Source organism: Gordonia sp. KTR9 (assembly GCF_000143885.2).
Taxonomy (GTDB): Bacteria; Actinomycetota; Actinomycetes; order Mycobacteriales; family Mycobacteriaceae; genus Gordonia.
In genome coordinates this window covers 528425-551477 of record NC_018581.1, presented here as the reverse complement: position 1 = coordinate 551477, position 23053 = coordinate 528425, and the positions used below count along the sequence as shown (strand labels likewise).

At 68.3% G+C, this 23053-nt stretch carries 23 protein-coding genes; 12 read left to right on the top strand and 11 right to left on the bottom strand.

What is annotated here, in order from left to right; all coding sequences use genetic code 11:
* Window positions 1-64: 64 nt before the first annotated feature.
* Complete coding sequence (locus KTR9_RS03275) at window positions 65-1126, top strand: LLM class flavin-dependent oxidoreductase (RefSeq protein WP_010844827.1); 1062 nt, start codon at window positions 65-67, stop codon at window positions 1124-1126.
* Here the strand turns inward: KTR9_RS03275 and egtD are convergent.
* Together egtD and egtB are read right to left on the bottom strand one after the other, a co-directional pair.
* Window positions 1107-2081, bottom strand: a complete 975-nt coding sequence (gene egtD / locus KTR9_RS03270) for an L-histidine N(alpha)-methyltransferase (RefSeq protein ID WP_014925196.1) — start codon at window positions 2079-2081, stop codon at window positions 1107-1109. The two genes, KTR9_RS03275 and egtD, sit on opposite strands and share 20 nt — an antisense overlap.
* Window positions 2078-3430 carry an ergothioneine biosynthesis protein EgtB gene (gene egtB / locus KTR9_RS03265; protein WP_044505765.1) on the bottom strand — a complete coding sequence of 451 codons (1353 nt, stop codon included), beginning with the start codon at window positions 3428-3430 and terminating at the stop codon, window positions 2078-2080. The genes egtD and egtB overlap by 4 nt, the downstream gene beginning before the upstream one ends.
* Before the next feature lie 170 nt (window positions 3431-3600).
* On the opposite strand from egtB, the gene KTR9_RS03260 reads away from it, so the two are divergent.
* Window positions 3601-4368, top strand: a complete 768-nt coding sequence (locus KTR9_RS03260; protein WP_044505763.1) for a Clp protease N-terminal domain-containing protein — start codon at window positions 3601-3603, stop codon at window positions 4366-4368.
* Between the two features lie 9 nt (window positions 4369-4377).
* Here the strand turns inward: KTR9_RS03260 and KTR9_RS03255 are convergent, their stop codons facing one another.
* Window positions 4378-4875, bottom strand: a complete 498-nt coding sequence (locus tag KTR9_RS03255) for a DUF5709 domain-containing protein (RefSeq protein ID WP_014925193.1) — start codon at window positions 4873-4875, stop codon at window positions 4378-4380.
* Between the two features lie 133 nt (window positions 4876-5008).
* Here KTR9_RS03255 and KTR9_RS03250 point away from each other — a divergent pair, with 133 nt between their 5' ends.
* On the top strand, window positions 5009-5590 hold the full coding sequence (locus KTR9_RS03250) for a hypothetical protein (protein WP_014925192.1): 582 nt from the start codon (window positions 5009-5011) through the stop codon (window positions 5588-5590).
* A gap of 87 nt (window positions 5591-5677) precedes the next feature.
* Here KTR9_RS03250 and KTR9_RS03245 read toward each other — a convergent pair whose 3' ends face one another.
* Window positions 5678-6103 (bottom strand): DoxX family protein, encoded by a 426-nt coding sequence (locus KTR9_RS03245; RefSeq protein WP_010844821.1) that lies wholly within the window; start codon window positions 6101-6103, stop codon window positions 5678-5680.
* 222 nt (window positions 6104-6325) lie between these two features.
* Here KTR9_RS03245 and KTR9_RS03235 point away from each other — a divergent pair, with 222 nt between their 5' ends.
* Window positions 6326-7693 carry a M1 family metallopeptidase gene (locus tag KTR9_RS03235; protein ID WP_014925191.1) on the top strand — a complete coding sequence of 456 codons (1368 nt, stop codon included), beginning with the start codon at window positions 6326-6328 and terminating at the stop codon, window positions 7691-7693.
* Window positions 7694-7701: 8 nt separating this feature from the next.
* Window positions 7702-8979, top strand: coding sequence for a lipopolysaccharide biosynthesis protein (locus KTR9_RS03230; RefSeq protein ID WP_044505757.1), 1278 nt, complete (start codon window positions 7702-7704; stop codon window positions 8977-8979).
* 111 nt (window positions 8980-9090) lie between these two features.
* On the opposite strand, the gene KTR9_RS03225 is transcribed toward KTR9_RS03230, so the two are convergent.
* The gene (locus KTR9_RS03225; protein WP_014925189.1) at window positions 9091-9945 is read right to left on the bottom strand and encodes a glycosyltransferase family 2 protein; all 855 of its coding nucleotides are present in this window, start codon (window positions 9943-9945) and stop codon (window positions 9091-9093) included.
* A 91-nt stretch (window positions 9946-10036) separates the two neighbouring features.
* Here KTR9_RS03225 and KTR9_RS03220 point away from each other — a divergent pair, with 91 nt between their 5' ends.
* The 5 genes from KTR9_RS03220 to KTR9_RS03200 all read left to right on the top strand — a co-directional run bounded on the left by KTR9_RS03220 (window position 10037) and on the right by KTR9_RS03200 (window position 13655).
* Window positions 10037-10738: a glycosyltransferase family 2 protein gene (locus tag KTR9_RS03220; protein WP_044505755.1), complete on the top strand. Its 702-nt coding sequence runs from the start codon at window positions 10037-10039 to the stop codon at window positions 10736-10738.
* Window positions 10739-10745: 7 nt separating this feature from the next.
* Complete coding sequence (locus KTR9_RS03215) at window positions 10746-11099, top strand: DUF2304 domain-containing protein (protein ID WP_010844816.1); 354 nt, start codon at window positions 10746-10748, stop codon at window positions 11097-11099.
* Between the two features lie 95 nt (window positions 11100-11194).
* Window positions 11195-11737, top strand: a complete 543-nt coding sequence (locus tag KTR9_RS03210) for an EXLDI protein (RefSeq protein ID WP_010844815.1) — start codon at window positions 11195-11197, stop codon at window positions 11735-11737.
* 152 nt (window positions 11738-11889) lie between these two features.
* Entirely contained in the window at window positions 11890-12852 is a 963-nt protein-coding gene (locus tag KTR9_RS03205) for an ABC transporter ATP-binding protein (RefSeq protein ID WP_044505753.1), read from the top strand.
* 8 nt (window positions 12853-12860) lie between these two features.
* The gene (locus tag KTR9_RS03200) at window positions 12861-13655 is read left to right on the top strand and encodes an ABC transporter permease (RefSeq protein ID WP_014925186.1); all 795 of its coding nucleotides are present in this window, start codon (window positions 12861-12863) and stop codon (window positions 13653-13655) included.
* 59 nt (window positions 13656-13714) lie between these two features.
* On the opposite strand, the gene KTR9_RS03195 is transcribed toward KTR9_RS03200, so the two are convergent.
* On the bottom strand, window positions 13715-14332 hold the full coding sequence (locus KTR9_RS03195; protein ID WP_014925185.1) for a dTDP-4-dehydrorhamnose 3,5-epimerase family protein: 618 nt from the start codon (window positions 14330-14332) through the stop codon (window positions 13715-13717).
* A gap of 15 nt (window positions 14333-14347) precedes the next feature.
* Window positions 14348-15223, bottom strand: a complete 876-nt coding sequence (gene rfbA, locus KTR9_RS03190) for a glucose-1-phosphate thymidylyltransferase RfbA (protein ID WP_014925184.1) — start codon at window positions 15221-15223, stop codon at window positions 14348-14350.
* Between the two features lie 131 nt (window positions 15224-15354).
* On the opposite strand from rfbA, the gene rfbB reads away from it, so the two are divergent.
* Window positions 15355-16359, top strand: a complete 1005-nt coding sequence (gene rfbB, locus KTR9_RS03185) for a dTDP-glucose 4,6-dehydratase (protein WP_014925183.1) — start codon at window positions 15355-15357, stop codon at window positions 16357-16359.
* A gap of 48 nt (window positions 16360-16407) precedes the next feature.
* Window positions 16408-17427 carry a UDP-glucose 4-epimerase GalE gene (galE, locus tag KTR9_RS03180; RefSeq protein ID WP_014925182.1) on the top strand — a complete coding sequence of 340 codons (1020 nt, stop codon included), beginning with the start codon at window positions 16408-16410 and terminating at the stop codon, window positions 17425-17427.
* 15 nt (window positions 17428-17442) lie between these two features.
* On the opposite strand, the gene KTR9_RS03175 is transcribed toward galE, so the two are convergent.
* From KTR9_RS03175 to KTR9_RS03160, 4 genes are all read right to left on the bottom strand, one after another.
* Entirely contained in the window at window positions 17443-18279 is an 837-nt protein-coding gene (locus KTR9_RS03175; RefSeq protein ID WP_014925181.1) for an MBL fold metallo-hydrolase, read from the bottom strand.
* 400 nt (window positions 18280-18679) lie between these two features.
* A complete protein-coding gene (locus KTR9_RS03170) occupies window positions 18680-20755 on the bottom strand; it encodes a DUF6541 family protein (RefSeq protein WP_014925180.1) in 2076 nt (691 codons plus the stop codon).
* Between the two features lie 118 nt (window positions 20756-20873).
* Window positions 20874-22139, bottom strand: coding sequence for an MFS transporter (locus tag KTR9_RS03165; RefSeq protein WP_014925179.1), 1266 nt, complete (start codon window positions 22137-22139; stop codon window positions 20874-20876).
* Complete coding sequence (locus KTR9_RS03160; protein WP_014925178.1) at window positions 22136-22801, bottom strand: GntR family transcriptional regulator; 666 nt, start codon at window positions 22799-22801, stop codon at window positions 22136-22138. The genes KTR9_RS03165 and KTR9_RS03160 overlap by 4 nt, the downstream gene beginning before the upstream one ends.
* Between the last annotated feature and the right edge of the window lie 252 nt (window positions 22802-23053).

The window sequence follows — 23053 nt, the reverse complement described above, 5'->3', positions numbered from 1 at the left end:
CGGACCCTCGCGGGCGCCGAATCCCCGGTCTCACCCGCAGAACCACATACTCACGAAGGGCGACATGGAATCTCACGCTGCAGTCACCGACGTCGAGCTCGGGCTCGACACGTTCGGCGACATCACCGCCGAACCCGACGGCGCGCTCCGCTCGGGCGCCCGGACACTGCGGGACCTTCTCGAGCAGGGTGTTCTCGCCGACGAGGTGGGCGTTGACTTCCTCGGTGTCGGTGAGCATCATCGCGACGACTACGCGGTGTCGGCTCCCGAGGTCGTGCTGGGCGCCATCGCGGCACGCACCACACGGATGCGGCTCGGTTCGGCGGTCACCGTGCTCAGTTCCGACGATCCGATCCGGGTGTTCCAGCGATTCTCGACCGTCGACGCGCTGTCCTCCGGACGAGCGGAGGTGATACTCGGCCGTGGGTCGTTCACCGAGTCCTTCCCACTGTTCGGATACGACCTCGCCGACTACGAGGAGTTGTTCAGCGACAAGCTCGCCCTGTTCGCCGAACTCCGCACCGGCCGGCCGGTGTCCTGGTCGGGTTCCACGCGCGGCCCCCTGCAGGCCCAGACCGTCTACCCCGAACTCGAGAACCCGCCCCTGCCGACCTGGATCGCGGTCGGCGGCAGCCCCGAGTCGGTGGTCCGCGCCGCGTCGTACGGCCTACCGCTCATGCTGGCGATCATCGGCGGCGACCCGCTGCGGTTCCAGCCATACGTCGATCTCTACCACCGCGCCCTGCGGGAGATGGACAAGTCCCCCCTGCCCGTCGGCGTGCACTCGCCGGGCCATGTCGCCGACACCGACGCCCAGGCACGCGAGGAGTTGTGGCCGCACTACCGCGAGTACGTCGGGCGGATCGGCCGCGAACGCGGATGGCCCCCGCCGACTCGCATCGAGTTCGAGCGGTCGACCGGACCGGGTGGCTCGCTCTACGTCGGGTCCCCCGAGACGGTGGCGGCCAAGATCGCCTCCACCGTGCGGGCACTCGGCCTCAGCCGGTTCGACTTGAAGTACTCCCACGGCACGCTCGGCCACGCCGAACTCATGCGCAGCATCGAGCTCTATGGCACCCAGGTCATCCCGCGCGTGCGCGAACTGCTCAGCGTCGGGTCAGGGTGAGTTGGAAGTCGCCTGCGGGATCGGTCCACGCGGACACGACAGTCAGTCCGGCCGACTCGAGTTCGGATGCGAGCGCCTCGGGTTCGAACTTGGTGCTGATCTCGGTGTGGATCTCGGTTCCCGCGGGCACCCGCCACGACCGGCCCAGGACGCCGAAGTACGCGTCGACGTCGCGTCGGGCGCGTAACCACATCTCGATACGGTGCTCGCCCGGATTCCAGCGGGCGATGTGCTCGAAATCGTCGGTGTACAGTCCGCGCGCGTCGAGGCCGGCGCGAAGTACCTCGATCATGTTCCGGTTGAAATCCGCGGTGACACCGGCGCTGTCGTCGTAGGCGGCGACGAGTCGGCCGGTGTCCTTGACGAGATCGGTGCCCAGGAGGAAGTAGTCGCCCGGCGAGAGCGAGCCGACCATGGCGCGATAGAACTCCGCCCGCGCGGCTGGATCGAAGTTGCCGATGGTGCCGCCGAGGAACACCGCCAGGCGGGGCCCGTCGGCGGGCGGCAGATCCAGGTCGGGTTCGGTGAAATCGGCGACCACGGGCACCACGTCGATCCCGGGGTAATCGACCGCGAGGACATCGGCTGTCGCCGTGAGCATCTCGGTGCTGACGTCGACGGGCACGTACGTCGGACGCTCGCCGTCGGCGGCCGCGTCCACGAACGCGTCGAGCAGCAGACGCGTCTTCGTCGACGTGCCCGACCCGAGTTCGACGATCACCTCGGCTCGGGTGGTCGAGGCGATCTCGGCCGACCGTGCCCGCAGGATCGCGGTTTCGCGGCGCGTCGGATAGTACTCGGGCAACCGCGTGATCTCGTCGAACAGCTTGCTGCCGCGTTCGTCGTAGAGCCACTTGGTCGGCAGGACCGGCGGCTGCTGCCACAGCCCCGAGAGTGCGTCTGCGGCAAGGCCCTCGGTGGCGGTCTCCACCGGGGTGTCGCTGTCGAGGCTCATCGGGCCAGCCGTAGTCCCGAGAAGACCCAGCGCGACTCCGCCGGGAAGAAGTTGCGATACGTCAGCCGTTCGTGTCCAGCGGGGGTCACCGCGCTCGCCCCGCGGAGCACGTGCTGATCGGACATGAACTTCCCGTTGTACTCACCCACCGCACCGTTGGCGGGAACGAAGCCGGGATAGGGCAGGTACGCGCTCGCCGTCCATTCCCATACATCACCGATCATCGCCGATCCGGCGCGTCCGGGATGACATCGGCCGGGATCGAGCAGTGCACCGCGTTCGGCACCCAGTGAGCCCGCGGCGATCTCCCACTCGAATTCCGTGGGCAGACGGGCACCGGCCCAGCGCGCAAAGGCGTCGGCCTCGTAGAAGGAGACATGCAGGACGGGCTCGTCCGGCACGATGCGCCGGCGACCCGACAGGGTGTACGTCGTCCAGTCCGCGGGGTCCACCGACCGGGCACCGGTCTCGTCGCGCCAGTATCCGGGCGCCTCCCAACCGGTCTCACGAATCGTCGCCCACCCGTCGGACAGCCAGAACTCGGCGCGGCGGTAGCCGTCGTCGGCCATGAACTCCAGCCAGTCGGCGTTGGTCACCACCCGGTCGGCGATCTCGAAGTCCTCGAGGTAGACCCGGTGCCGGGGCCCCTCGTTGTCATAGGAGAACCCGCTGCCCAGCGCGCCGACCTCGACGACGCCGCCGTCGAACTGCCGCCAGCCCAACGGCTTTGCGATGCCCGGTTCGTCGGGTTCGCGGTCGACGTATACCGGGCCGAACGCATGCGTGGAGAACAGGTGCTTGATGTCCATGAGCAGCAGTTCCTGGTGCTGCTGCTCGTGATTGCAGCCCAGTTCGACCAGTTCGAGAGCGGCGTCGTCGAGAGTGCCGCGTTCGAGGCGGTCCACCATCGCGGCGTCGACGTGCTCGCGATAGCGGGTCACGTCGCGGACGCCCGGCCGGGTGACCAGGCCGCGATCCGGTCGTGGATGCCGTTCTCCCACTGCCTCGTAGTAACTGTTGAACAGGTACCGAAAGGTCTCGTCGTAGACGGTGTAGGCGGGGTCCTGCCGCAGGATGAACTCCTCGAAGAACCAGGTGACGTGTGCGCGATGCCATTTCGCCGGGCTGGCCTCGGTCATCGACTGGGGCGTCTGGTCCTCCGGCGAAAGCCGTTCGGCCAGCGTGTCTGTCAGGGTCCGGACATCGAGGAAGCGTCGCGCGACGTCGGTGACGACGCCGCTGGGCGACGGGACCTCGGCGACTTCTCCGGACCGGGACGTCGCGGACGGGGTGGCCGCGGACTGGGCGGCTGCGGACTGGGGACGAACCGACGGTTCGGTGATGCTCACTGGATATGACCTCCCGTGGCAAGGACTGGAGTGACCGACGACGACTTCACCGATCTCCGCATCCATCGTCATGACGCGCGCCGTCTCTGTCAACGAACGCGGCCCTAATCACCCGGACAAGTCGTCAACACGGGGTTGACGACGCGTGTTCGTCAACCTACGGTTGACGCATGACACAGAGCCCGATCCCACTCCGCCTCGACGACCTCATCAGTGCGATCCGCAAGGTCCATCCCGACCCCCTGGACCAGTTGTCCGACGCCGTGGTCGCGGCGCAGCACCTGGGAGACGTCGCAGACAGTCTCATCGGGCACTTCGTCGACCAGGCCCGTCGTTCCGGGGCGTCGTGGACCGCGATCGGCGCCAGCATGGGCGTGAGCAAGCAAGCCGCCCAGAAACGCTTCGTCGATCGCGTGTCGCCGGTGAGCGGGAACGAGGCGGCAGCGGCGGACAACCCGTTCTCGCGCTTCACCCCGCGCGCGGCGAACGTGCTGATGACCGCGAACGCGGCCGCCGCCGCCGACCGGGCCGAGCACGTGACCCCGGCACACTTCGCACAGTCCCTGACCGCCGAACCGAAGTCCCTCGTGTTCGTCGTCCTGCAGGAGCTGGGCGTCGGCATCGACGCATGGCGCACCGCCGTCGCCCCGCTGATCCCCGCGACGCGCGAGATCGCCGACGACGAGGCGACCAGCGTGGTGCCTTACGACGATGCGGCCAAGGCCGTTCTGGAGGCCACCGTCGGTGTAGCCCTCGACCTCGGGCACAACTACATCGGCACCGAGCATCTCCTGCTCGGATTCTTCGCCGACCCGGCACTGGCCGACGTGATGACCGGGCTGGGACTCACGGCCGACGCCATCCGCGCGACGATCGTCGACGCGCTGGCTCAGGTGATGGAAGGGGTGCCGTCGACCGACCGGGCCGACGAGGCCTGATCCGGCCGATCAGTCCGGGGTGTCGGAGATGTAGTGCACGGCAGCCTCTTCGGCAGAGGCGCCGGCGCCGTCGATCCCGGCGTCCTCGGCGAACGCCTCGGACTCGGTGTCGATTCCCGACCCGGCATCCGGCGCGATCAGTCGACCGGCACGCCGGTCCCCGACCTCGTCATCCTCCTCGAACTCGTCGTCCCGGTCGGAATCGTGTGCGCGCCAATCGGTCCGGGAACGCTCCTCGGCGGTGATCTCATCGAGCGGGTCGACCGCCCCGACGTCGGGCTCCTCCTCGGCCAGTCGCTCGTCGAGCGTCTCGCCCTCGGCCTGCTCGCGTGACGTCAGCCCGTGGACGGCACCCTTGGGCACACGGTCGGGAGGCGAGTACCCCTCGTCGAGGACGTCGTCGACGCCGCGGTCGACCAGAGTGTCCTCCGGCTGGAGCTGATCGTCCTCGTCCAGGCTGTACTCGCCGTCCGAGCCCTCCGGGGTACTACCGATGTCGTCCTTCATCCTTGCCACGATGCCAGTCCGCCGGAAGTCGCGCCAGGACGACCCCGGGCAGTGAGACGCGGCGGGTCGTCACCGGGCCGGGGTCGGCCCCTTTCGGCCGAATCGCCGATGCCGGGGTACGGGATCGGCGACAATGTCGAGGGTGATCGAGGAAATGGAGGCCGAGGCCCAGGCGCTGCTCTCGGCCGGTGAATACGACCACGCGCTGGCCGAGTTCTCCGTGCTCCGCGAGATCAGGTCGCGCCGCGAGGGACCGTATTCGGTGATGTACCTGTCCAACCTGCACGACTGCGTCCGGTGTATGTCGCATCTCATGCTGTGGTCCGACGCGAGCCACCTGTGTCGCGAGTTGCACGGCAAGTACGTGCGCACACACGGCCGGGCCGGGTCCGACACGGTCGATGTCGCGAAACACTGGGCCTGGGCGCTCGTGCACCTCCACGACTATCCACCGGCCGTGCGGCTGTATCTGCTCACCGCCGACGCGCTCTGGGATTCCGACCCCGGACAGGCGCAGCGTCTCCTCGGCGCGGCGGTGATCCACCGGCACGACACCGATCCCCTCGCCCTGCTCTCACCCGGGCTCATCGACGGCGTCGGTCTCCGGCACGCCGACGAGGAACGCAAGACGATCGCACGCCTGGTGGCCGCCCTCGCCGACACCGGTGCGGTCTCGACGAGTACGGCCACCATCGACGGCCTGGCCTTCGCCTGAGGCGTCAGACGACGTCGCGGCGTCGTCGTTCTCCTGCCGGCTGAGCCGGCGACGAGCGCAGCGAGGAGCCGAGTCGAAGCCTTCGCCTCAGACGACGTCGCGGCGTCGTCGTCGCATGATGTAGCTGTCGGCACCCATCCGGCCGGCCGAGGTGTAGCCGACCGCCAGCAGCCCCGCGATCAGTGCGAGCGGCCACTCGTAACCGCCGTCCATGTTCCAGAACCCGGCGTCCCAGTGCACGAACACGATCGCGCCGATCATGTCCGCGATCAGCAGGGTCGCGACGATCGGCAACAGCAGCCCGAGGATCAGCAGGATGCCGCCGATCAGCTCGACCCAGGTGGCGTAGTACGCCGCCAGCTCCGGGTACGGCACGTCCATCCCGCCGGGGCCGAAAGCCGTCTTGGTGGCGTCCATGCCTTGCGTGAACAGCTTCTGCCAGCCGTGGGCGATGAAGATGATGCCGAGTATCAGGCGCGCGAGAAACTGCGCCACACTACCGAATCCGCTCATTCCGCACTCCTCGAATCGATCGGGCGGGCCGGCTGTGCCGCCGCCAGGTACTCTCTCAGTGTCCGGGACAGCATCGCCCCGTCGCGGGTGAACTGCCGAATCGAGACATCACCACCCAACCGCAACCGCTTCGTGACCGGTCGCAGCGCGTCGTCGACGCGACCCGTCGAGGCGCACCACCGCACGTCGGCCCGCCGGGGCAGAACGGAGTAGGAGTCGAGAGTGCCGGGAAAGTTTGGGCTGGGTTCGCGAGGCAACTCCGGGCAACCCGTGCTGGGAGCACCCGCCGACGTCCTCGACCCGTACCTGCCCGACAACGGCAATCTCGGTTACCGGATCTCCCGATACGACCTGGAGCTCGAGTACAAGGTGGCGAGCAATCGGCTTGAGGGCACCGCGGTCCTGACCGCGACGTCGTACGCCGAGCTCAAGAGATTCACCCTCGATCTGGCCGGCTCGCTCTCGGTGCAGCGGGTGTCGGTCAACGACAAGCGCGCCCGCTATTCCCACCGCCGCCACAAGCTGACCATCACCCCGGACAGCCCCCTCCCCCCGGGTGGTGCCATGACCATCACGGTCCGCTACCACGGCAGCCCTCACCCGATCCGCGGTCCTTGGGGCGAGGTCGGCTGGGAGGAACTGACCGACGGCGCGCTCTGCGCGAACCAGCCCAACGGGGCGGCGTCGTGGTTCCCGTGCGACGACCACCCGAGCGCCAAGGCGCCATACCGGATCTCGATCACCACCGACAGCCCCTACCACGCTCTGGCGAACGGCGTCCTGGAGTCCAAGCGTGTCCGCGCCGCACACACCACCTGGGTCTACGAGCAGGTGGAGCCGATGCCCACCTACCTGGCGTCGATCCAGATCGGTCAGTACAAACAGATTTCGTTGGCGTCCAAGCCGATTCCGGTCGCGGGTCTCATTCCCGCGCGGCTCGAGGAGAACTTCGGCGTCGACTTCGGCCGACAGACCGAGATGGTCTCGGCGTTCGTCGAGATGTTCGGACCATACCCATTCCCCCGGTACACCGTCGTGGTGACCGACGACGACCTCGAAATCCCCATCGAGGCACAGAGTTTCTCCACCTTCGGCGCCAACCACTGTGACGGCAGCCGGCACGCGGAGCGGCTGATCGCCCACGAACTGGCACATCAGTGGTTCGGCAACTCGGTGACCGCGGCCCGATGGCGAGACATCTGGCTCCACGAGGGTTTCGCCTGTTACGCGGAGTGGCTGTGGAGCCAGCACTCCGGCGGCCGAAGCGCCGACGAGTGGGCGCGCCACTACTACCAGAAACTCGAATCGTCGCCGGTGCGTGTGCCACTCGCCGATCCGGGCCCGCGCAAGATGTTCGACGACTGGATCTACAAGCGCGGCGCACTCACCCTGCACGCCTTGCGGCTGACCATCGGTGACGGGGACTTCTTCGCACTGCTGCAACGGTGGACCGACAAGTACCGCTACGGGTCGGTGACCACCGAGGACTTCATGGCGCTCGCCGCGACCCATTCGTCGAAGCCGCTCAAGGGGCTCTGGGACGAGTGGCTGTTCACTCCCGAACTGCCGCCATTCCCCGGTCCTTCCTGACTCGTTCGATGACAACCGATCCGACGACGCCGGGTCCTCAGGCGGGGCCCGCGGGCCCGCCCGGTGCCACCGATGCGGCGTCGCTGGGTCGGGTCACGATCGCGACCGTCGTCGCGGCCGCGTCGGGGTACATCGTCCTGCTGCTGGCGGCCCGCCACCTGGGTGCCGTCGGTTATGGCGTGTTCGCGGTGTTCTGGGCCGCCTATGGTCTGGTGACCGGCGCGCAGAACGGGCAGCTGCAGGAGACGACGCGCGCGGTCCGGACCGCCGAGTCGGAGGGGCGCGCCCGGTCGCGGCCGCTGCTGGTGAACACGGGCATCGGACTGGGCCTGGCCGTTCTCGTCATCGCGACGTCACCGCTGTGGAGCACGCGAGTGTTCACCGACGATCGCGGATTGTCGGTGCTGCTGCTCGCCGTCGGCGTGGCGAGCTTCGCGGTGTATGCGCACTTGTGCGGCGCGTTGTCGGGACGGCTGAACTGGTCGTCGTTCGCGGCGTTGCTGTCGGTCGATGCGCTGATCCGGCTCGCCGGTGCCGGGATCGCGGTGGCGGCCGGCTGGGGCACCACCGCGTTCCTCGTCGTCACCGTCATCGGATCGGTGTCGTGGTGCGTGTTGCTTGCGACGTCGGCGTCGGCCCGCCGCGCGATCGGCGTCGCCGGCGACATCCCGCCGCGGCGTCTGGCGGCCAACACCCTGACCGCGATGGCCGCGGCCGCCGCGAGCGCCGTACTCGTCATGGGTTTTCCGGTCCTCATCAACCTGACCACCGATCTGCACGGCGGGCCCGACGCCGACGAGACCCGGACGATCGGCGCGCTGGTCCTCGCCGTCACCCTCACGCGCGCACCACTGCTGGTGCCGCTCAACAGCTTCCAGGGCGTTCTGATCTCCCGATTCGTCGACCGCCGGGATCGTCGCCTCGCCGCCCTCGGTGCGCCACTCGGGATAGTCGCGGCCGTCGGCGGCGTGGGGGTCCTCGGCGCGTGGCTGGTGGGTCCGTGGTTGCTGAGGTCGGTGTTCGGCGCCGATTTCGATCTCGACGGGCTGGTCGTGGCGCTGCTGACACTGGGGGCGACCTGCCTGGCACTGCTGACGGTGACCGGCGCCGCAGCGATCGCCGCCGGCTCCCACCGCTGGTACGCGGCCGGATGGTGGGTGTCGACCCTCGTGGCCGTGGCCGTGTTGCTGCTGCCGTTCGACGTCGCGACCCGGACCTGTCTCGCCCTCGTCGTCGGCCCGGTCATCGGTCTCGGAGTGCATCTGGTCGGGGTACTGCGGGCCTGACCGACCCACCCCCTGCTCCCTCATCCGAAAGAGCGACCCACCCCCTGCTCCCTGAGGAGCGCCCGGAGCTTGCGGAGGGCGCGTCACGAAGGGTCCCCGCAGCTCCCACAACTAGCTCCCGGACGAACCCCGCAGCCGGCCGATGCCCGCGCCCACGCGGGCCGAGAGATGGTTGAGCCGCGAAGTCGCGTGCCATCGCGCGGCGCGCGCCGCCTTCGGCCAGCCACGCGCGGCGCAGCGCTCGGCTTCCTCGGCGAAGAACCGGTTCTCCTCGGCGAACCGCCGGCCGTCAACGGCCTGCACCGAACTCACCGAGGCGCTGTGCCTGCGGTAGGAGAAGACCACCTCGGGGTCGTAGACGAGCGATCCGCCGGCGCCGGCCAGGTCCACGAGCAGCGCAAGGTCGAGGACGATCTCGAGCCCCGGACGGAACCCGACCTCTCGTACCGCGGCGGTCCGCCACAGCAGGGACGGGAAATAGGTCCAGTTGCCGTGGTACAGCGTCGTCGCGAGCCGTTCCCCTGCCAGAACGGTCGCCCGCGGTGGCGCGAGAACCGACTTGATCCGATCGCCCAGAGGTGTGACGGGCTGCCCGTTCTCATCGATGACGTCGACGCCGGGCGCGATGACCGCGGCGTCGGGGTGGTGACGGGCCAGCCTTCGGACGGTGGACAGGTAGTCCCGGTGCATGAGGTCGTCGCAGCCCATGACGACGAACCAGTCGGCGGTCACCAGGTCGACGCACCGCCGGAAGTTCCCGTTCACGCCGAGGTTGGTCTCATTGCGCAGGTAGTGGACCCGGGCATCCCCGAGCGAATCCAGCCACCGTCGCGGCGTCGGATCAGGATGACAATCGTCGACGACCACCAGGCGCAACTCCGGGTCGTCCTGCTCGAGAACACTGGTCACGGCCTGCTGGAACTGGGCGACGTCGCCGTAGAACGGCATCATCACGTCGATCGTCACCGGACAAGACTAACCGGGTCCGAAGCCCCCGCCGCGCACGAGGCGTGCCGGACGACAGGCGCCACGCGCATGCGGGTTAGGGTTGTTGACCATGGCCGACCCCACCACCAACGCCGACGTGTGGCTGGTGGTACCCGTTTTCAACGAGGGCCAGGTGATCCGCGAGGTGGCGACCAAGGCCCGCGAGACGTTCCCCAACGTCGTCTGCGTCGACGACGGCAGCTCGGACAATTCGGCCGACGAGATCCGCGCCGCGGGCGTACACCTGGTGCGGCACCCCGTGAACCTCGGCCAGGGCGCCGCCATCCAGACCGGCGTCGAGTACGCGCGTCGCCGGCCGGGGGCCCGGTTCTTCGTGACCTTCGATGCCGATGGGCAGCATCAGGTCGACGACGTGTCGGCGATGATCGAGCGGCTGCGACGCGAGCCCGTCGACATCATCGTGGGCACGCGGTTCGCCGACGGTCGTAGTGAGTCGGTTCCGCTGCTTCGTCGAATGGCGTTGCGCACCATCGTGTTCCTGAGTCCGCGCACACGCCGCCTCGGACTGTCCGACGCGCACAACGGACTTCGGGCCTTCAACAAGACCGTGGCCGATCAGCTCGATCTCTTGATGAGCGGGATGAGCCACGCATCGGAGTTCATCGCGCTCATCGATCATCACCGGTGGCGGGTGGCCGAGCAACCGGTCACGATCCTCTACACCGACTATTCGCGGGCGAAGGGGCAGTCGCTGATCAACGGGGTCAACATCGTCGCCGACGGCCTGTTCCACACGCGGATGAGGAAGTGATGTCACGATGATCTGGTTCCAGGTCCTCGCGATCCTCGGCCTGATCGCGCTCGTCGGCTTCTTTGTCGTGAACCGCGGCACCGCCCGCGCGTCGGCGGGTGTGAAGCTGCTGTTCGTCGCGTTCATCGGCTTCGGCGTCTACGCGATGCTGCGTCAGGACGATGTCACGTGGGTCGCCAACAAGATCGGCATCCAGCGCGGCCTCGACCTGGTGCTGTTCCTGTTGGTCATCGCATTCGCGTTCACGACGGTGTCGACCTACCTACGATTCCGCGACCTCGAGGTCAAGTACGCACGGCTGGCCCGCGCAATCGCGCTGCAGGACGCCGAGCGCGAGAACCGCGGCGGAACGGGCGACTAGCCTCCGACCGCCATCCGCTCGGCCGCTGCACCACCGGTCGTACATATTTCGAGACCACCCTTGCGTCTACGTATACATCTACTTATAGTTAGCGCATGCCGAACAAGACCATCTACGTCTCCGACGAGGACATCAAGGTCCTCGAGCGTGCCCAGCAGGTGTCGGGAGGCAATCTCTCCGGCGCGGTCGTGGAGGCATTGCGCGCCTACGTACGAGCAGCGGACTACCGCGACGCCGGGTACGAGGAAGTGGTTCTCCGGGACGGCCCCGACGGCGTCCGCCGCAAACGGTTCTTCGGCAGACTCCTCGCCGAGGAGACCGAGTACGACGAGATCACCGGCAACGCAACCAAATTGAGCTCCTACGAGGGCCGGACCGGAAAGATCGTCCTCGCGGTCCACCACGTCGACTGGGCGAATTACGGGGTGACACATCGACAGAAGACCGGTAACTGGCTGAAGGACCTGACCGGACTGCCCAGCGTCCGCAGTCTGTTCACCGCCGACCTGCCCGACTGGGGAGACTACCGCGTCGACATCGTCGACACCGCCGAGCAACTCAAACCACTTGTGCCCGAACGTTTCTACGCACGCACCGCGGCAGCCCTACGACCCGAGGTCGAAGACCTGGACGTGTGACCCCCTCCCGACAGCCCTTCTAGAGCCCTTTCCAGAACAACCGAGAACCTCCGGCGACGTCCACCAGGGACGTTCGTCTACCAAAACATGCATATATGCGCATGTTTTTATCTGTTCCGCAGTCACCACCACCGATACAAGGAGCCTCGACCATGACACCAACGGCCATCAGCGCGGTGGGACTCACCAAGTCCTTCGGCGACCACACCGTCCTCGACGGCATCGATCTCCGGGTACCCGCCGGCAGCGTGTTCGCACTTCTCGGCCCCAACGGTTCGGGAAAGACGACCACGGTCAAGATCCTGTCCACGTTGTCGCAGCAGGACGCCGGGGACGTGGAGATCGCCGGCCTCGATCCGCGTACCGACCGCGCGGAGATCTGCGCACAGATCGGCCTGACCGGGCAGTTCGCCGCGGTCGACACGTTGCTGACCGGACGCGAGAACCTCACCATGGTCGCCCGGTTGCGACACCTCTCGAAGACCGCAACCCGCGAACGCGTCGACCGGTTACTCGACGACTTCGACCTCACCGAGGCCGCGGACCGCCGGGTCGCCGACTACTCCGGCGGCATGACCAGACGCCTCGACCTGGCCATGACACTGGTGGGCGAACCGTCGATCATCTTTCTCGACGAGCCGACGACCGGCCTCGATCCACGGTCCCGCCGGGCGGTCTGGGACACCGTCCGCGGCCTCGTCGCCGGTGGCACCACCATCTTCCTCACCACGCAGTACCTCGAGGAGGCAGACCATCTCGCCGACCGGATCGCCGTGCTCGACCGAGGCCGAATCGTGGCCGAGGGCACGGCGGCGGAACTGAAGCGACTCGTCCCGGGCGGGTACATCCGGATCGACTTCACCGACGCCGACGACCTCGAGCGGGCACGGGCGCAGTTCCCGTCGGCGATCGACACGCCGGGTGAGAACACCCTCGCGGTACCCGGTGGGGCCGGCATCGGCGCCGTCCGGGACGTCCTGGCCACTCTCGACCAGGCTCGCATCGACGCCGCCGGGATCTCCGTTCACACACCGGATCTCGACGACGTGTTCCTCACCATCACCGGCCGCACCGCCGCGACCGCCACCGCCACCGCCACCGCCACCGCCAACTAGGAGAAGTCATGACCACCACCCTCGACCACACCTTGTCCGACTCCGCGGTGATGTTGCGCCGCAACCTGATCCGGTTGCGGCGCTACCCCACCATGATGTTCTCGACGATCGCCATGCCGGTTGTGATCCTGCTGATGATGACCTACTTCTTCGGCGGCGCCATCGAGAGCGCGCTCGCCGCAGACGGACCGCTCGACGGAAAATACATCAACTATCTGCTGCCCGGCCTCCTGCTCTTCGTGCCGTCGTTCCTGACGGTGGCGGTGGCCGTCTCGGTCAACCAGGACGTCACCGAGGGGATCATCAACCGGTTGCGATCGCTGGCCACACCGCCGACGGCGATCCTGGCGGGGCACTTCGTCGGTGCGCTCATCCAGGGCATCGTCGCAGTCGTCTTCCTGCTCGCCGTCGCCTTCGCGCTGGGCTTCCGTGCCGACGCAAGCCTTCTCGACTGGTTCGCCGCCGGCGGTCTGCTCCTGCTGCTGACGGCGGGACTCGTGTGGATCGCGGTCGCGATGGGGGTGGTGGCGCCGAATCCGGAGAGCGCCAGCAACATGCCACTGCCGCTGCTCTTCCTGCCCTACCTGGGCAGTGGGCTGGTCCCGACGGACAGCATGCCGAACGGAGTCCGTCAGTTCGCCGAATACCAGCCGTTCAGCCCCATCGCCGACACACTGCGCGGACTCCTCATGGGTCTCGACATCAGCGATCGCTGGCCGTGGGCGCTGGGGTGGTGCCTGCTGTTCCTGGTCGTCGGCTACGTCTGGGCCGTCACCGCGTTCCGGCGGTCGACGACCGGCTGAGTGCCACCGACCCCGTCACGTGTACGGCTCAGCCGTACACGTTTCGGCGTGTGGATGCCTCAGTCGCGTCGCGAGCGGAGGTGGTCGGCCACCTCGTCGTAACGCGGGAGCAGACCCGACTCACGGGCCTCCGAGAGACCCGGCGCGGCGGTGTCCTTCGGGGACAGTTCGAACTCCAGCGGTGAACCGTCGCGCGCCTGCGTCGGCCACTCGATGTCGAGTTCGGGGTCGAGCGGGTTGATGCCGTGTTCGCCGGTCGGGTTGTATCCGGTGGAGCAGAGGTAGGTCACGGTCGAGTTGTCGGCGAGTGAGCAGAACGCGTGTCCGAGGCCTTCGGAGAGGTAGACCGCTCGACGGTCGACATCGTCGAGCAGGACGGTGTCGTAGGCGCCGAAGGTGGGTGAGCCGACGCGGATGTCGACGATGACATCGAGGATCGCGCCGCCGGGGCAGGTGACGTACTTCGCCTGCCCCGGTGGGACGTCGGCGAAGTGGACACCGCGGAGCACACCGGCGGCGGAGACCGAGAGGTTCACCTGCGCGAGATCGAAGCGGTGACCGATGGCCTCGGCGAGGACATCGGCTTTGAACGCCTCGGCGAACAACCCACGGGCATCACCGTGCTGGACCGGGGTGAACTCCCAGGCGCCCTCGACGGCGAGTGGGCGGACCTTCATGAGAAGCCTTTCACGTCAAAAACCCTTGCCTCGCGCAAGGAGTTCCAGCAGATAGTCACCGTAACCGGACTTGCGCAGTTTGTCGGCCCGAGCCCGCAGCTCGTCGTCGTCGAGATAGCCCTGCCGCCACGCTATCTCCTCCGGGACAGCGATTTTCAGACCTTGCCGCTGCTCGACGGTGCGCACGAAGTTGCCGGCGTCGAGGAGGCTGTCGAACGTCCCGGTGTCGAGCCAGGCCGTGCCCCGCGGCAGGACGGTGACCGACAACTTGCCGCGTTCCAGATAGTGCGCGTTGACGTCGGTGATCTCGTACTCGCCGCGGGCGCTGGGCTTCAGATCGCGGGCGATGTCGACGACGTCGTTGTCGTAGAAGTACAGACCCGGAACCGCGAAGTTCGACTTCGGTTGTGCCGGCTTCTCTTCCAGCGAGATCGCGGTGCCGTCGGCGTCGAAGTCGACCACGCCGTAGGCCTCCGGGTTGGCGACCCAGTACGCGAACACCGCACCGCCGTCGACGTTCTCGAAACCCTGCAACCGGCTGCCGAGCCCGGGTCCGTAGAAGATGTTGTCGCCGAGGACGAGTGCGACCGACTCGGTGCCGATGTGATCGGCGCCGAGAACGAAGGCCTGGGCGAGGCCGTCCGGCGAGGGCTGGGTCTTGTAGGTGAGGTCGATGCCGAACTGGTCGCCGTTGCCGAGCAGGTTCTCGAACGCCGGGGCGTCGTGCGGGGTGGTGATGATCAGGATGTCGCGGATCCCGGCCAGCATGAGCGTCGAGAGCGGGTAGTAGATCATCGGCTTGTCATAGACCGGGACGAGCTGCTTGCTCACCCCCTGCGTGATGGGGTGCAGCCGCGTGCCCGTCCCGCCGGCCAGGATGATCCCTCTCATGGCGATCAGGGTAATGCCCGACGCCCTCGGCGACGGCATGCGAGTCGAGCCGCCGCGCGCTGACCCGAGGCGGGGCGCCGGCTGCTCGGTAGAGTGATTGCGACCATCGACCTCGACGAAAGGCGTCGCACGTGCGTGTTCTCGTGACCGGGGGTGCCGGGTTCATCGGCGCCAACTTCGTGCTGCGCACCCTGGACACCCGCCCCGACACCTCGATCCGGGTCCTGGACAAACTCACCTACGCCGCCAACCCCGACACCCTCGCGCCGGTCGCCGACCGCGTCGAACTCGTCGAAGGCGACATCACCGACGCCGCCCTGGTCGACCGCCTCGTCGCCGAGACCGACCTCGTCGTGCACTTCGCCGCCGAATCCCACAACGACAACTCCCTGGCCGACCCCTCGGCCTTCGTCTCCACCAACCTCGTGGGCACCTACACCCTGCTCGAAGCCGTCCGCGCCCACCGGGTGCGCTACCACCACATCAGCACCGACGAGGTCTACGGCGACCTCGACCTCGACGACCCCGCCCGCTTCACCGAGACCACCGCCTACAACCCCTCGAGCCCGTACTCCTCGACCAAAGCCGGCTCCGACCTGCTCGTACGCGCCTGGGTGCGGTCCTTCGGCGTGGCCGCGACCATCTCCAACTGCTCCAACAACTACGGCCCCTACCAGCACATCGAGAAGTTCATCCCCCGCCAGATCACCAACGTGCTCTCCGGGGTACGCCCCAAGCTCTACGGCGACGGCCGCAACATCCGCGACTGGATCCACGTCGACGACCACAACGACGCCGTGTGGACCATCATCGACCGCGGCCGCATCGGCGAGACCTACCTCATCGGCGCCGACGGCGAAGTCGACAACCGCACCGTCGTGGAAACCATCCTCGAACTGCTCGACCAACCCACCGACGCCTTCGACTTCGTCACCGACCGCCCCGGCCACGACCGCCGCTACGCCATCGACTCCACCCGCCTGCGCACCGAACTCGGCTGGACCCCCGCCTACCTCGACTTCCGCGCCGGCCTGGCCGCCACCATCGACTGGTACCGCGACCACCCCGCCTGGTGGCAACCCGCCAAAGAAGCGGTCGAACTGAAGTACGCCACCACCGAACGCGTCACCGGCTGACACGACACGCCTGGCCCGTTCTCAGGGTCGCCGCTTACGGTGGTCGTCATGCGCGTACTCGTGAGCGGAGGCGCGGGCTACATAGGCTCGCACACCGTCATCCAATTGATCTCGGCCGGACACGACGTGGTCATCGTCGACGATTTCAGCAATGCCAAGCCGACTGTCGTCGGCCGGCTCGAGGCGTTGACCGGGCGTTCCATCCCGGTGCACGCCTTCGACCTCGCCGACGTCGACAAGACCGAACACTTCTTCGCCCACGAGGACATCGACGCGGTGATCCATTTCGCCGGTTACAAGGCGGTCGGCGAATCCGTGGCGAAGCCGCTCGACTACTACCAGAACAATCTCGGCACGACGTTCGCGCTGCTCCGCGCGATGGAGCGCCACGACGTGCACACACTGGTGTTCTCGTCGTCGGCGACGGTCTACGGCGCCGAGCCCGAGCTGCCGATGACCGAGGATCTGCCCACGTCGGCGACCAGTCCGTACGGCTGGACCAAGGTGATGATCGAGCAGATCCTGCGCGACGTCGCCGCGAGTTCGGAGGTGTGGCGCATCGCGGCGCTGCGCTACTTCAATCCCGTGGGTGCGCACCCGAGCGGACAGATCGGTGAGGACCCGTCGGGCATCCCCAACAACCTCATGCCGTTCGTCGCGCAGGTGGCGGTCGGCCGGCGCGAGAAGCTGGCGGTGTTCGGCGACGATTACGACACCCCGGACGGCACGGGCGTACGCGACTACATCCATGTCGACGACCTGGCCGCCGGGCACGTCGCGGCGCTCGACCGTATCAGCAACGGCCAGACCGGCATGTCGACCTGGAATCTCGGTACCGGCCAGGGCGTTTCGGTCTTGCAGGTCGTGCACGCCTTCGAGGAGGCCAGCGGACGGCCGATCCCCTACGAGGTGGCCCCGCGACGCGCCGGCGACATCGCCGCCTCCTACGCCGACCCGAGCCGTGCGAACGCCGACCTGAACTGGCATGCCACCAAGACCATCGACGACATGTGCGCAGACACCTGGCGGTGGCAGTCGGGCAATCCGACGGGGTACCCCGACGCCTGAACCGGCCGATGAGGCTCAGGCCGGCGCGTGCGGATCGTCGGGGTCGACGATGCCATCGGTGACCCAGCCGCTGTAGCGCGCGGCGGATGTCTCGACCACCTCCCGTGCACCTTTCTCCACGACGACACCGAACGCGTCGTAGAGGCGGTCGAACCGGAGTCCGCCGACGCGGTCGGCGATCCCGCGCACGAGTCGCGGTGACAGCGGGATCATGTTCGGGTAGCTGCGCATGAAGGTCACCATGCCCGGTTGCATCACGCCCTTGATGGTGTCGCCGGTCAGCAGCGCTCCCCGGCCGCCTGCGGCGTCGGGCACATGCAACACCGCGCTCCCGGGGAAGTGGCCGCCGCACTGGACGAGCCGGACCCCGCCAAGGACCTCGACAGAGTCGGACCAGAAGCGCACGACGGGGTCGGGCCGGGTCACCCACCTCCGGTCGAAGTCGTTGTAGTACACCGGGACCCGACCGAATCGGTGACTGAGGGAGACGCTCGCGCCGACGAGGTGGGGGTGGCTCGCGGCGATGGCGGCGACGCCGCCGTGGGCGTCGAGCCAGTCCACCAGCGAGGGCCCGAGGAAACCCGGTGGCTCCCAGAGGATGTTGCCCTCGGAGGTGGTGACGAGCAGGGCGCGCTGACCGATCCCGACGGACGGCCGCACCGACAGCGCGGTGAGTCCGGGTTCCACATCGTCGGCGGTCAGAGCGTTGCCGGCGGTCTCGTCGAGTGGGGTCCAGCTCGGCCCGCTGACGGGGAGCCATTGCCGGTCGTCGTCGCAGATCGGGCACATCGCGGGCGGCGTCTCGCCCGGAGGGAACTCGTTGGCGCAGAAGACACACATCCAGGGCCGCATGCCCCGACGCTAGCCCCTGCTCGTGGGGCGAACGGGTGAATGGCCGCGTCTCTCCTCCGGCCCTGAGGGGTGGATGACGGCCTCCTGCTCCCTGAGGTGCGAGCGACGTCCTCCTGCTCCCTGAGGTGCGAGCGACGGCCTCCTGCTCCCTGAGGTGCGAGCGACGGCCTCCTGCTCCCTGAGGTGCGAGCGGAGCGAGCCTCGAAGGGTCCGGTGACTCGCCTCACCAGGCCCTTCGAGGCTCGTCGCTTGCGCTCCTCGCACCTCAGGGGGCGGGGGGTCTCGTCGCTTACGCTCCTCGCACCTCAGGGGGCGGGGGGTCTCGTCGCTTGCGCTCCTCGCACCTCAGGGGGCGGGGGGCCGAGGGGTCCGTCGTTCTTTCGGGGGCGGAAGCAGCCGATCAGGGGGCGGGCGGCGGGTAGACCAGGTCGTTCACGCGGTAGATCACCGCGTCGCCGCGACGGAACACCTCGGTCAATCCGGGTGCGCCGTGCTGCCGCAGCGCCAGGAAGGGGTCTCCCTGGTGTCCGCGAGCCGGGTCGGGCATACCGCGCTGGAACTCCCAGTAGCTCGGCGGCGAGTCGATCACGTAGTGCACGTTCATGTCTCGCACGATCTGATCGATCGTCGGGTCGGCGCCGATCTCCGACACGCCCCAGAACAGGTCGCGCTGCCGCTCGGAGAACTCGTTGGCCCGGTAGAAGGGGAACATCGGCGTGACACCGGTGACGGGGTACAACCAGCCGGTGCCCTGGTCGAGGTTGTTCAGGACGAGGACGTCCTGGGCGTCGGGCTGTGCGGCCAGCCATTCATAGGCGGCGAGGTCGTCGGGGCCGACGTACTTACCGCCCCGCTCCTTCGACGCGATCTGCGCGTTCGGCGGATACCGGACGACGGCGGCACCGGCGATCAGCGCCAGCAACACCACGTACGTCGCGGCCACCAGCCAGCGCGCCTTCGCCGACGTTGCCCCGCCCGGTTCCGGATCGCCGGTGTCATCAGATGCCACACGGCGTCGGACGAGCCCGGCGACGCCGAGCGCCAGGGCGCCGAGCGCGACACCCGCGGCCGCGGCCGAGATGATCGCTACGACGAACGTGAGGCGATGCGGCGAGTTGTAGAAGTAACCGCCTATTACCCCGAGCGGGTATGACAGCGGACCGAGGGACACCATCGCGTTGGCCGTGACCAGCGCGAACACGAACCAGGCGACCAAGCCGGCCCAGCACCGCAACCAGGCGAGCGCGATCAGACCGAGCAGGGTGACCGCGATGAGCGGCCAGACCGGGAAGTGCTCGAGCTCGAGCGGGATGGTCCCGTTGAACGCCCCCTTGACCAGCCCGTCGAGAACTCCGATCGTGTCTTCGCGGAAATCGAAGAACGGCAGTTCGTTGGTGTCGGCGACCCGAATGGTGCCCAGCACCACCGGTGCGATCAGGATCAGCGTCGCCACCGCCGTGACGGCCAGGGTCGCGAGATCGCGCAGACGCCCGGCGACCGGACGCCAGAGACCTTCACACAGCCACCAGAGGCCGACGATCACGCCGACGACGATCAGGGCGGACGGGTGGGTGGCGGTCACACCGGCGACGGCCAGCGCTGCCGGCAGCACGCGCGATCGGTCCGACACCACGCTCATCACGAGTACGGCAGCAACCGGCGCCAGGCTCACGCCCACGGCGTTGGGCACGGAGGTCAGCTGCACCTCGACATACGGCAGTGACGGGAACAGCGCACTCAGCGCTCCCGCGGTGCCCGCGATGAGGGCGGCCGAGTCGACGTCGTACCGGTGCCGCGCGAACCAGTACGCCAGGGACGCGACGCCGAGCGGCACGGTGACCGCCAGCACCGCTGGCGAATACGTGTTGTAGAGCTCCACCGGGTCGGCGCCGGTCAGCGGGAAGAGCAACGCCCCCAGCGCATGCCACGTGTTGGGGTAGTAGTTGAAGCCCTGGGTGTCGTAGTTCATCAGCTCGCCCATGCGCATGGCCGAACCGATGCCGGTCTCGTGAATCCAGCGCAGAGAGCTGGCGTGCCACAACGAATCCCACACCTGCGAGATGTTGCCGAGACCGGCGAAGGCGGTCGTCGCGACCGGTCGGATACAGGTGACGGCGATGACGAGTCCGCCGAGCCCGAGACCCGCGGCGACCCGCACCGTCGCGGTCCGTCCCACACGGGGTCCGGCGGTGTCGGGCTCCGGCGCCAGCCGCTCACCCCAGTGGGTGACCAGCAGCGCCGAGTAGATCCAGCCGGCCCCGACCGCGAACACCAGGCCCACGAGCGCCGACACGGGGTTCCATTCGAAGCCGACGATCGAATACAGCACCGTCAGGATGGAGACCAGGGCGAACGTGATGGGCGGGCCCGCGGCCAGTGCCACGGGCCACGGGAGGTTCATCCGCCGGCCGACGAACGCGCCGGGAAGGATCAGCACGAGCGCGGACACGACGACGACCCATGCACCAAGCATCATCGCCCGCGCCTTTCCACACTCACCCGCTGCACTCCCCATCGCACCCGCGGCCGCACTGCCCGGGTGTGCCTGACCAAACTCCCAGCAGGTTACCGGGTGGCCGCGCCGGGCCGTCGTGTCACCGTGCCCGGACGGCTCCGGTGTTCTCGGTCGCCGCAACCGCCGCACCATGTGCGGGGTCGTCGACCGAACCCCAGCGTCGATGTCCGAGGAGGGCGACGATCAGGCTTCCGGCCGCGGCCACGGCACCGAAACCGAACATGATCGGGTAGGTGATCGTGACCCAGCTCTCCGAGATCCAGGCCAGCACGGCCGGAACCCCGAAGCCGAGGTAGGTCACGCCGTAGAAGACGGCGGTGAGCCCGGCCAGATCGTCGGGTCCGGCGATTCGCTGCACCTCCAGCAGGCCGACGATCATCGCCATGCCGTAGCCGCACCCCAGCAGCGTCGCCGCGGCCAGCGACACCCAGATCGTCAGCACGTGGGCCGCGACCGCGGCGAGGATCATGCCGGCGACGAGCACGACGAGCGCGACGATCACGCCCCGCGGACTGCCCGGCACGTCGATTCGGCGGCCGAGGGACTGGATGGCGAATCCCGCGCTGAGACCGAGCACACAGCACAGCCCCGCGAAGGCGATGGGCGCGCCCGCGGTCCGCGCCGACATCAGTGCCGGGATCACGGCGTACGCCGAGGCGGCGGCTCCGAAGACCCACGGCGCGAGCGGCACCACGACGAACAGGAAACGTCGGTGGCCGGCGGCCGGGATGCGCAGGTCGTCGCGCAACCGTCCCGGCGAGGCCTGCCGTGGCCGCGTCTCCGGCACCAGTGCAACGAGATTCGCGGCGATCACCGCGACCGCGATGTTCACCAGGTACGGGAGCACATGCGGCCATGGCCCCCATTGCGCCAGCACGCCGGCCACCCCCGCGCCGACACCGAACCCGGCGGTGAGGCTCATGGCCGCGCGACTCGCGCCGGCACCCGTTCGCGCGCCGTCGCGGTCGGAGAGTTCCTTGATCCAGCTCCCGCCCACGGCCATCGAGAGCCCCAGGGCGATGCCACTGCACACCCGTCCGGCAGTGAGCAGTGCCACCGACTCCGACCCTGCAGCGAGCAGCCCCGACCCCACGGCCGCGAACAGCGGGGCGGGCAGCATCAGCGGGCGGCGGCCCAGCCGGTCCGACAACGGACCGCCGATCAGCAGCGCGGGCACGATGCCGAGGACATAGGCGAAGAGCAGTGCGTCGACCACCACCGGCGACAGATCGGTGATCTGTCGGTACATCACCAGCAGCGGGGTGAACTCGTTGCCGCCCCACGCGGTGGCGAACACGGCGAGCGCGACGGCCGGCCACCCGAAGCGCGCGCGATCGGCGCTCACGCCGGCGCCCCGGGAAGGTCGTGCCCGGGGAGATCGTGAACCGCGACGAGATGCCCGGCGAGCAGCTCGTCGAATCGGTCGGCGTCGGCCGCCTCGATGGCGCCGAGGAGCGCGCTGTGGTCGTCGAGGATTCGCTCGGCGACGCCCGCGTCCCGGTGGACCGAGGCCGTCGTCATCCGACGGTGCCGCTCCCCCAAGGTGACGTAGAAGGCCGAGAGCAACGGATTGTCGCCGGCTGCGGCGATCAACTGATGGAACTCGGCGTCGATGCGCGAGAACTCCTGGATGTCGGCGGCGTCGGCCCGGCGATGTGCGGCCAGGTTGTCGCGCAGCCGGGCCGCCAGTCCGATGACCGCTGCCGGCCGCGCGACGACAGACCGCACCGCGTGCCGTTCGAGGAGCAGACGCGCGTCGACGACGTCCCGGATCTCGCGCTCGCCGATCGGCACCACGAGCGCACCGCGCTTCGGGTAGAGACGCATCCAGCCTTCCGTCTCCAGGCGCAAGAATGCCTCCCGAACCGGAGTACGGCTCACCGCGCACCTCGCGGCGATCTCACCCTCGCTGATCAGCTCACCGCCGGCGATCTCGTTTGTGAGAATTTGCTCTTTGACCTCGGCATATACCCGCTCAGCAGCGGATTCGGAAGTCGCATGCAACATAGACACAAGTTGTACCTTACCAATGATCATTGTGTGCCTCACCTGGCCCGACCCACCTTCCGTCCCGATCCCAGACGGTGAGACACTTAATCCGGCCGTAACGAGCGTCACCCCGCTCACACGCGCCCGGCCCGCCTCCGCTGAGCGCACCTCGCTCGCGTCGATGCGGATCACTTCTAGCTCGCGGGCAGCGTGGCCGGCGAGACGATGCAACCCGCACATTTCGCGGCATTCCAGGAGGACCCGTGACGA

Bases quoted from the DNA above. Each gene is read 5' to 3' on its own strand.
- KTR9_RS03220 (WP_044505755.1), top strand. From the start codon at position 10,037: ATGGCCGACCCCACCACCAACGCCGACGTGTGGCTGGTGGTACCCGTT.
- KTR9_RS03170 (WP_014925180.1), bottom strand. From the start codon at position 20,755: ATGATGCTTGGTGCATGGGTCGTCGTCGTGTCCGCGCTCGTGCTGATC.
- rfbA (WP_014925184.1), bottom strand. From the start codon at position 15,223: ATGAGAGGGATCATCCTGGCCGGCGGGACGGGCACGCGGCTGCACCCC.
- KTR9_RS03175 (WP_014925181.1), bottom strand. From the start codon at position 18,279: ATGCGGCCCTGGATGTGTGTCTTCTGCGCCAACGAGTTCCCTCCGGGC.
- egtD (WP_014925196.1), bottom strand. From the start codon at position 2,081: ATGAGCCTCGACAGCGACACCCCGGTGGAGACCGCCACCGAGGGCCTT.
- KTR9_RS03245 (WP_010844821.1), bottom strand. From the start codon at position 6,103: ATGAGCGGATTCGGTAGTGTGGCGCAGTTTCTCGCGCGCCTGATACTC.
- KTR9_RS03205 (WP_044505753.1), top strand. From the start codon at position 11,890: ATGACACCAACGGCCATCAGCGCGGTGGGACTCACCAAGTCCTTCGGC.
- KTR9_RS03230 (WP_044505757.1), top strand. From the start codon at position 7,702: ATGACAACCGATCCGACGACGCCGGGTCCTCAGGCGGGGCCCGCGGGC.
- galE (WP_014925182.1), top strand. From the start codon at position 16,408: ATGCGCGTACTCGTGAGCGGAGGCGCGGGCTACATAGGCTCGCACACC.
- KTR9_RS03210 (WP_010844815.1), top strand. From the start codon at position 11,195: ATGCCGAACAAGACCATCTACGTCTCCGACGAGGACATCAAGGTCCTC.
- KTR9_RS03200 (WP_014925186.1), top strand. From the start codon at position 12,861: ATGACCACCACCCTCGACCACACCTTGTCCGACTCCGCGGTGATGTTG.
- KTR9_RS03195 (WP_014925185.1), bottom strand. From the start codon at position 14,332: ATGAAGGTCCGCCCACTCGCCGTCGAGGGCGCCTGGGAGTTCACCCCG.
- KTR9_RS03160 (WP_014925178.1), bottom strand. From the start codon at position 22,801: ATGTTGCATGCGACTTCCGAATCCGCTGCTGAGCGGGTATATGCCGAG.
- KTR9_RS03260 (WP_044505763.1), top strand. From the start codon at position 3,601: ATGACACAGAGCCCGATCCCACTCCGCCTCGACGACCTCATCAGTGCG.
- KTR9_RS03275 (WP_010844827.1), top strand. From the start codon at position 65: ATGGAATCTCACGCTGCAGTCACCGACGTCGAGCTCGGGCTCGACACG.
- KTR9_RS03215 (WP_010844816.1), top strand. From the start codon at position 10,746: ATGATCTGGTTCCAGGTCCTCGCGATCCTCGGCCTGATCGCGCTCGTC.
- KTR9_RS03250 (WP_014925192.1), top strand. From the start codon at position 5,009: ATGTCGAGGGTGATCGAGGAAATGGAGGCCGAGGCCCAGGCGCTGCTC.
- KTR9_RS03255 (WP_014925193.1), bottom strand. From the start codon at position 4,875: ATGAAGGACGACATCGGTAGTACCCCGGAGGGCTCGGACGGCGAGTAC.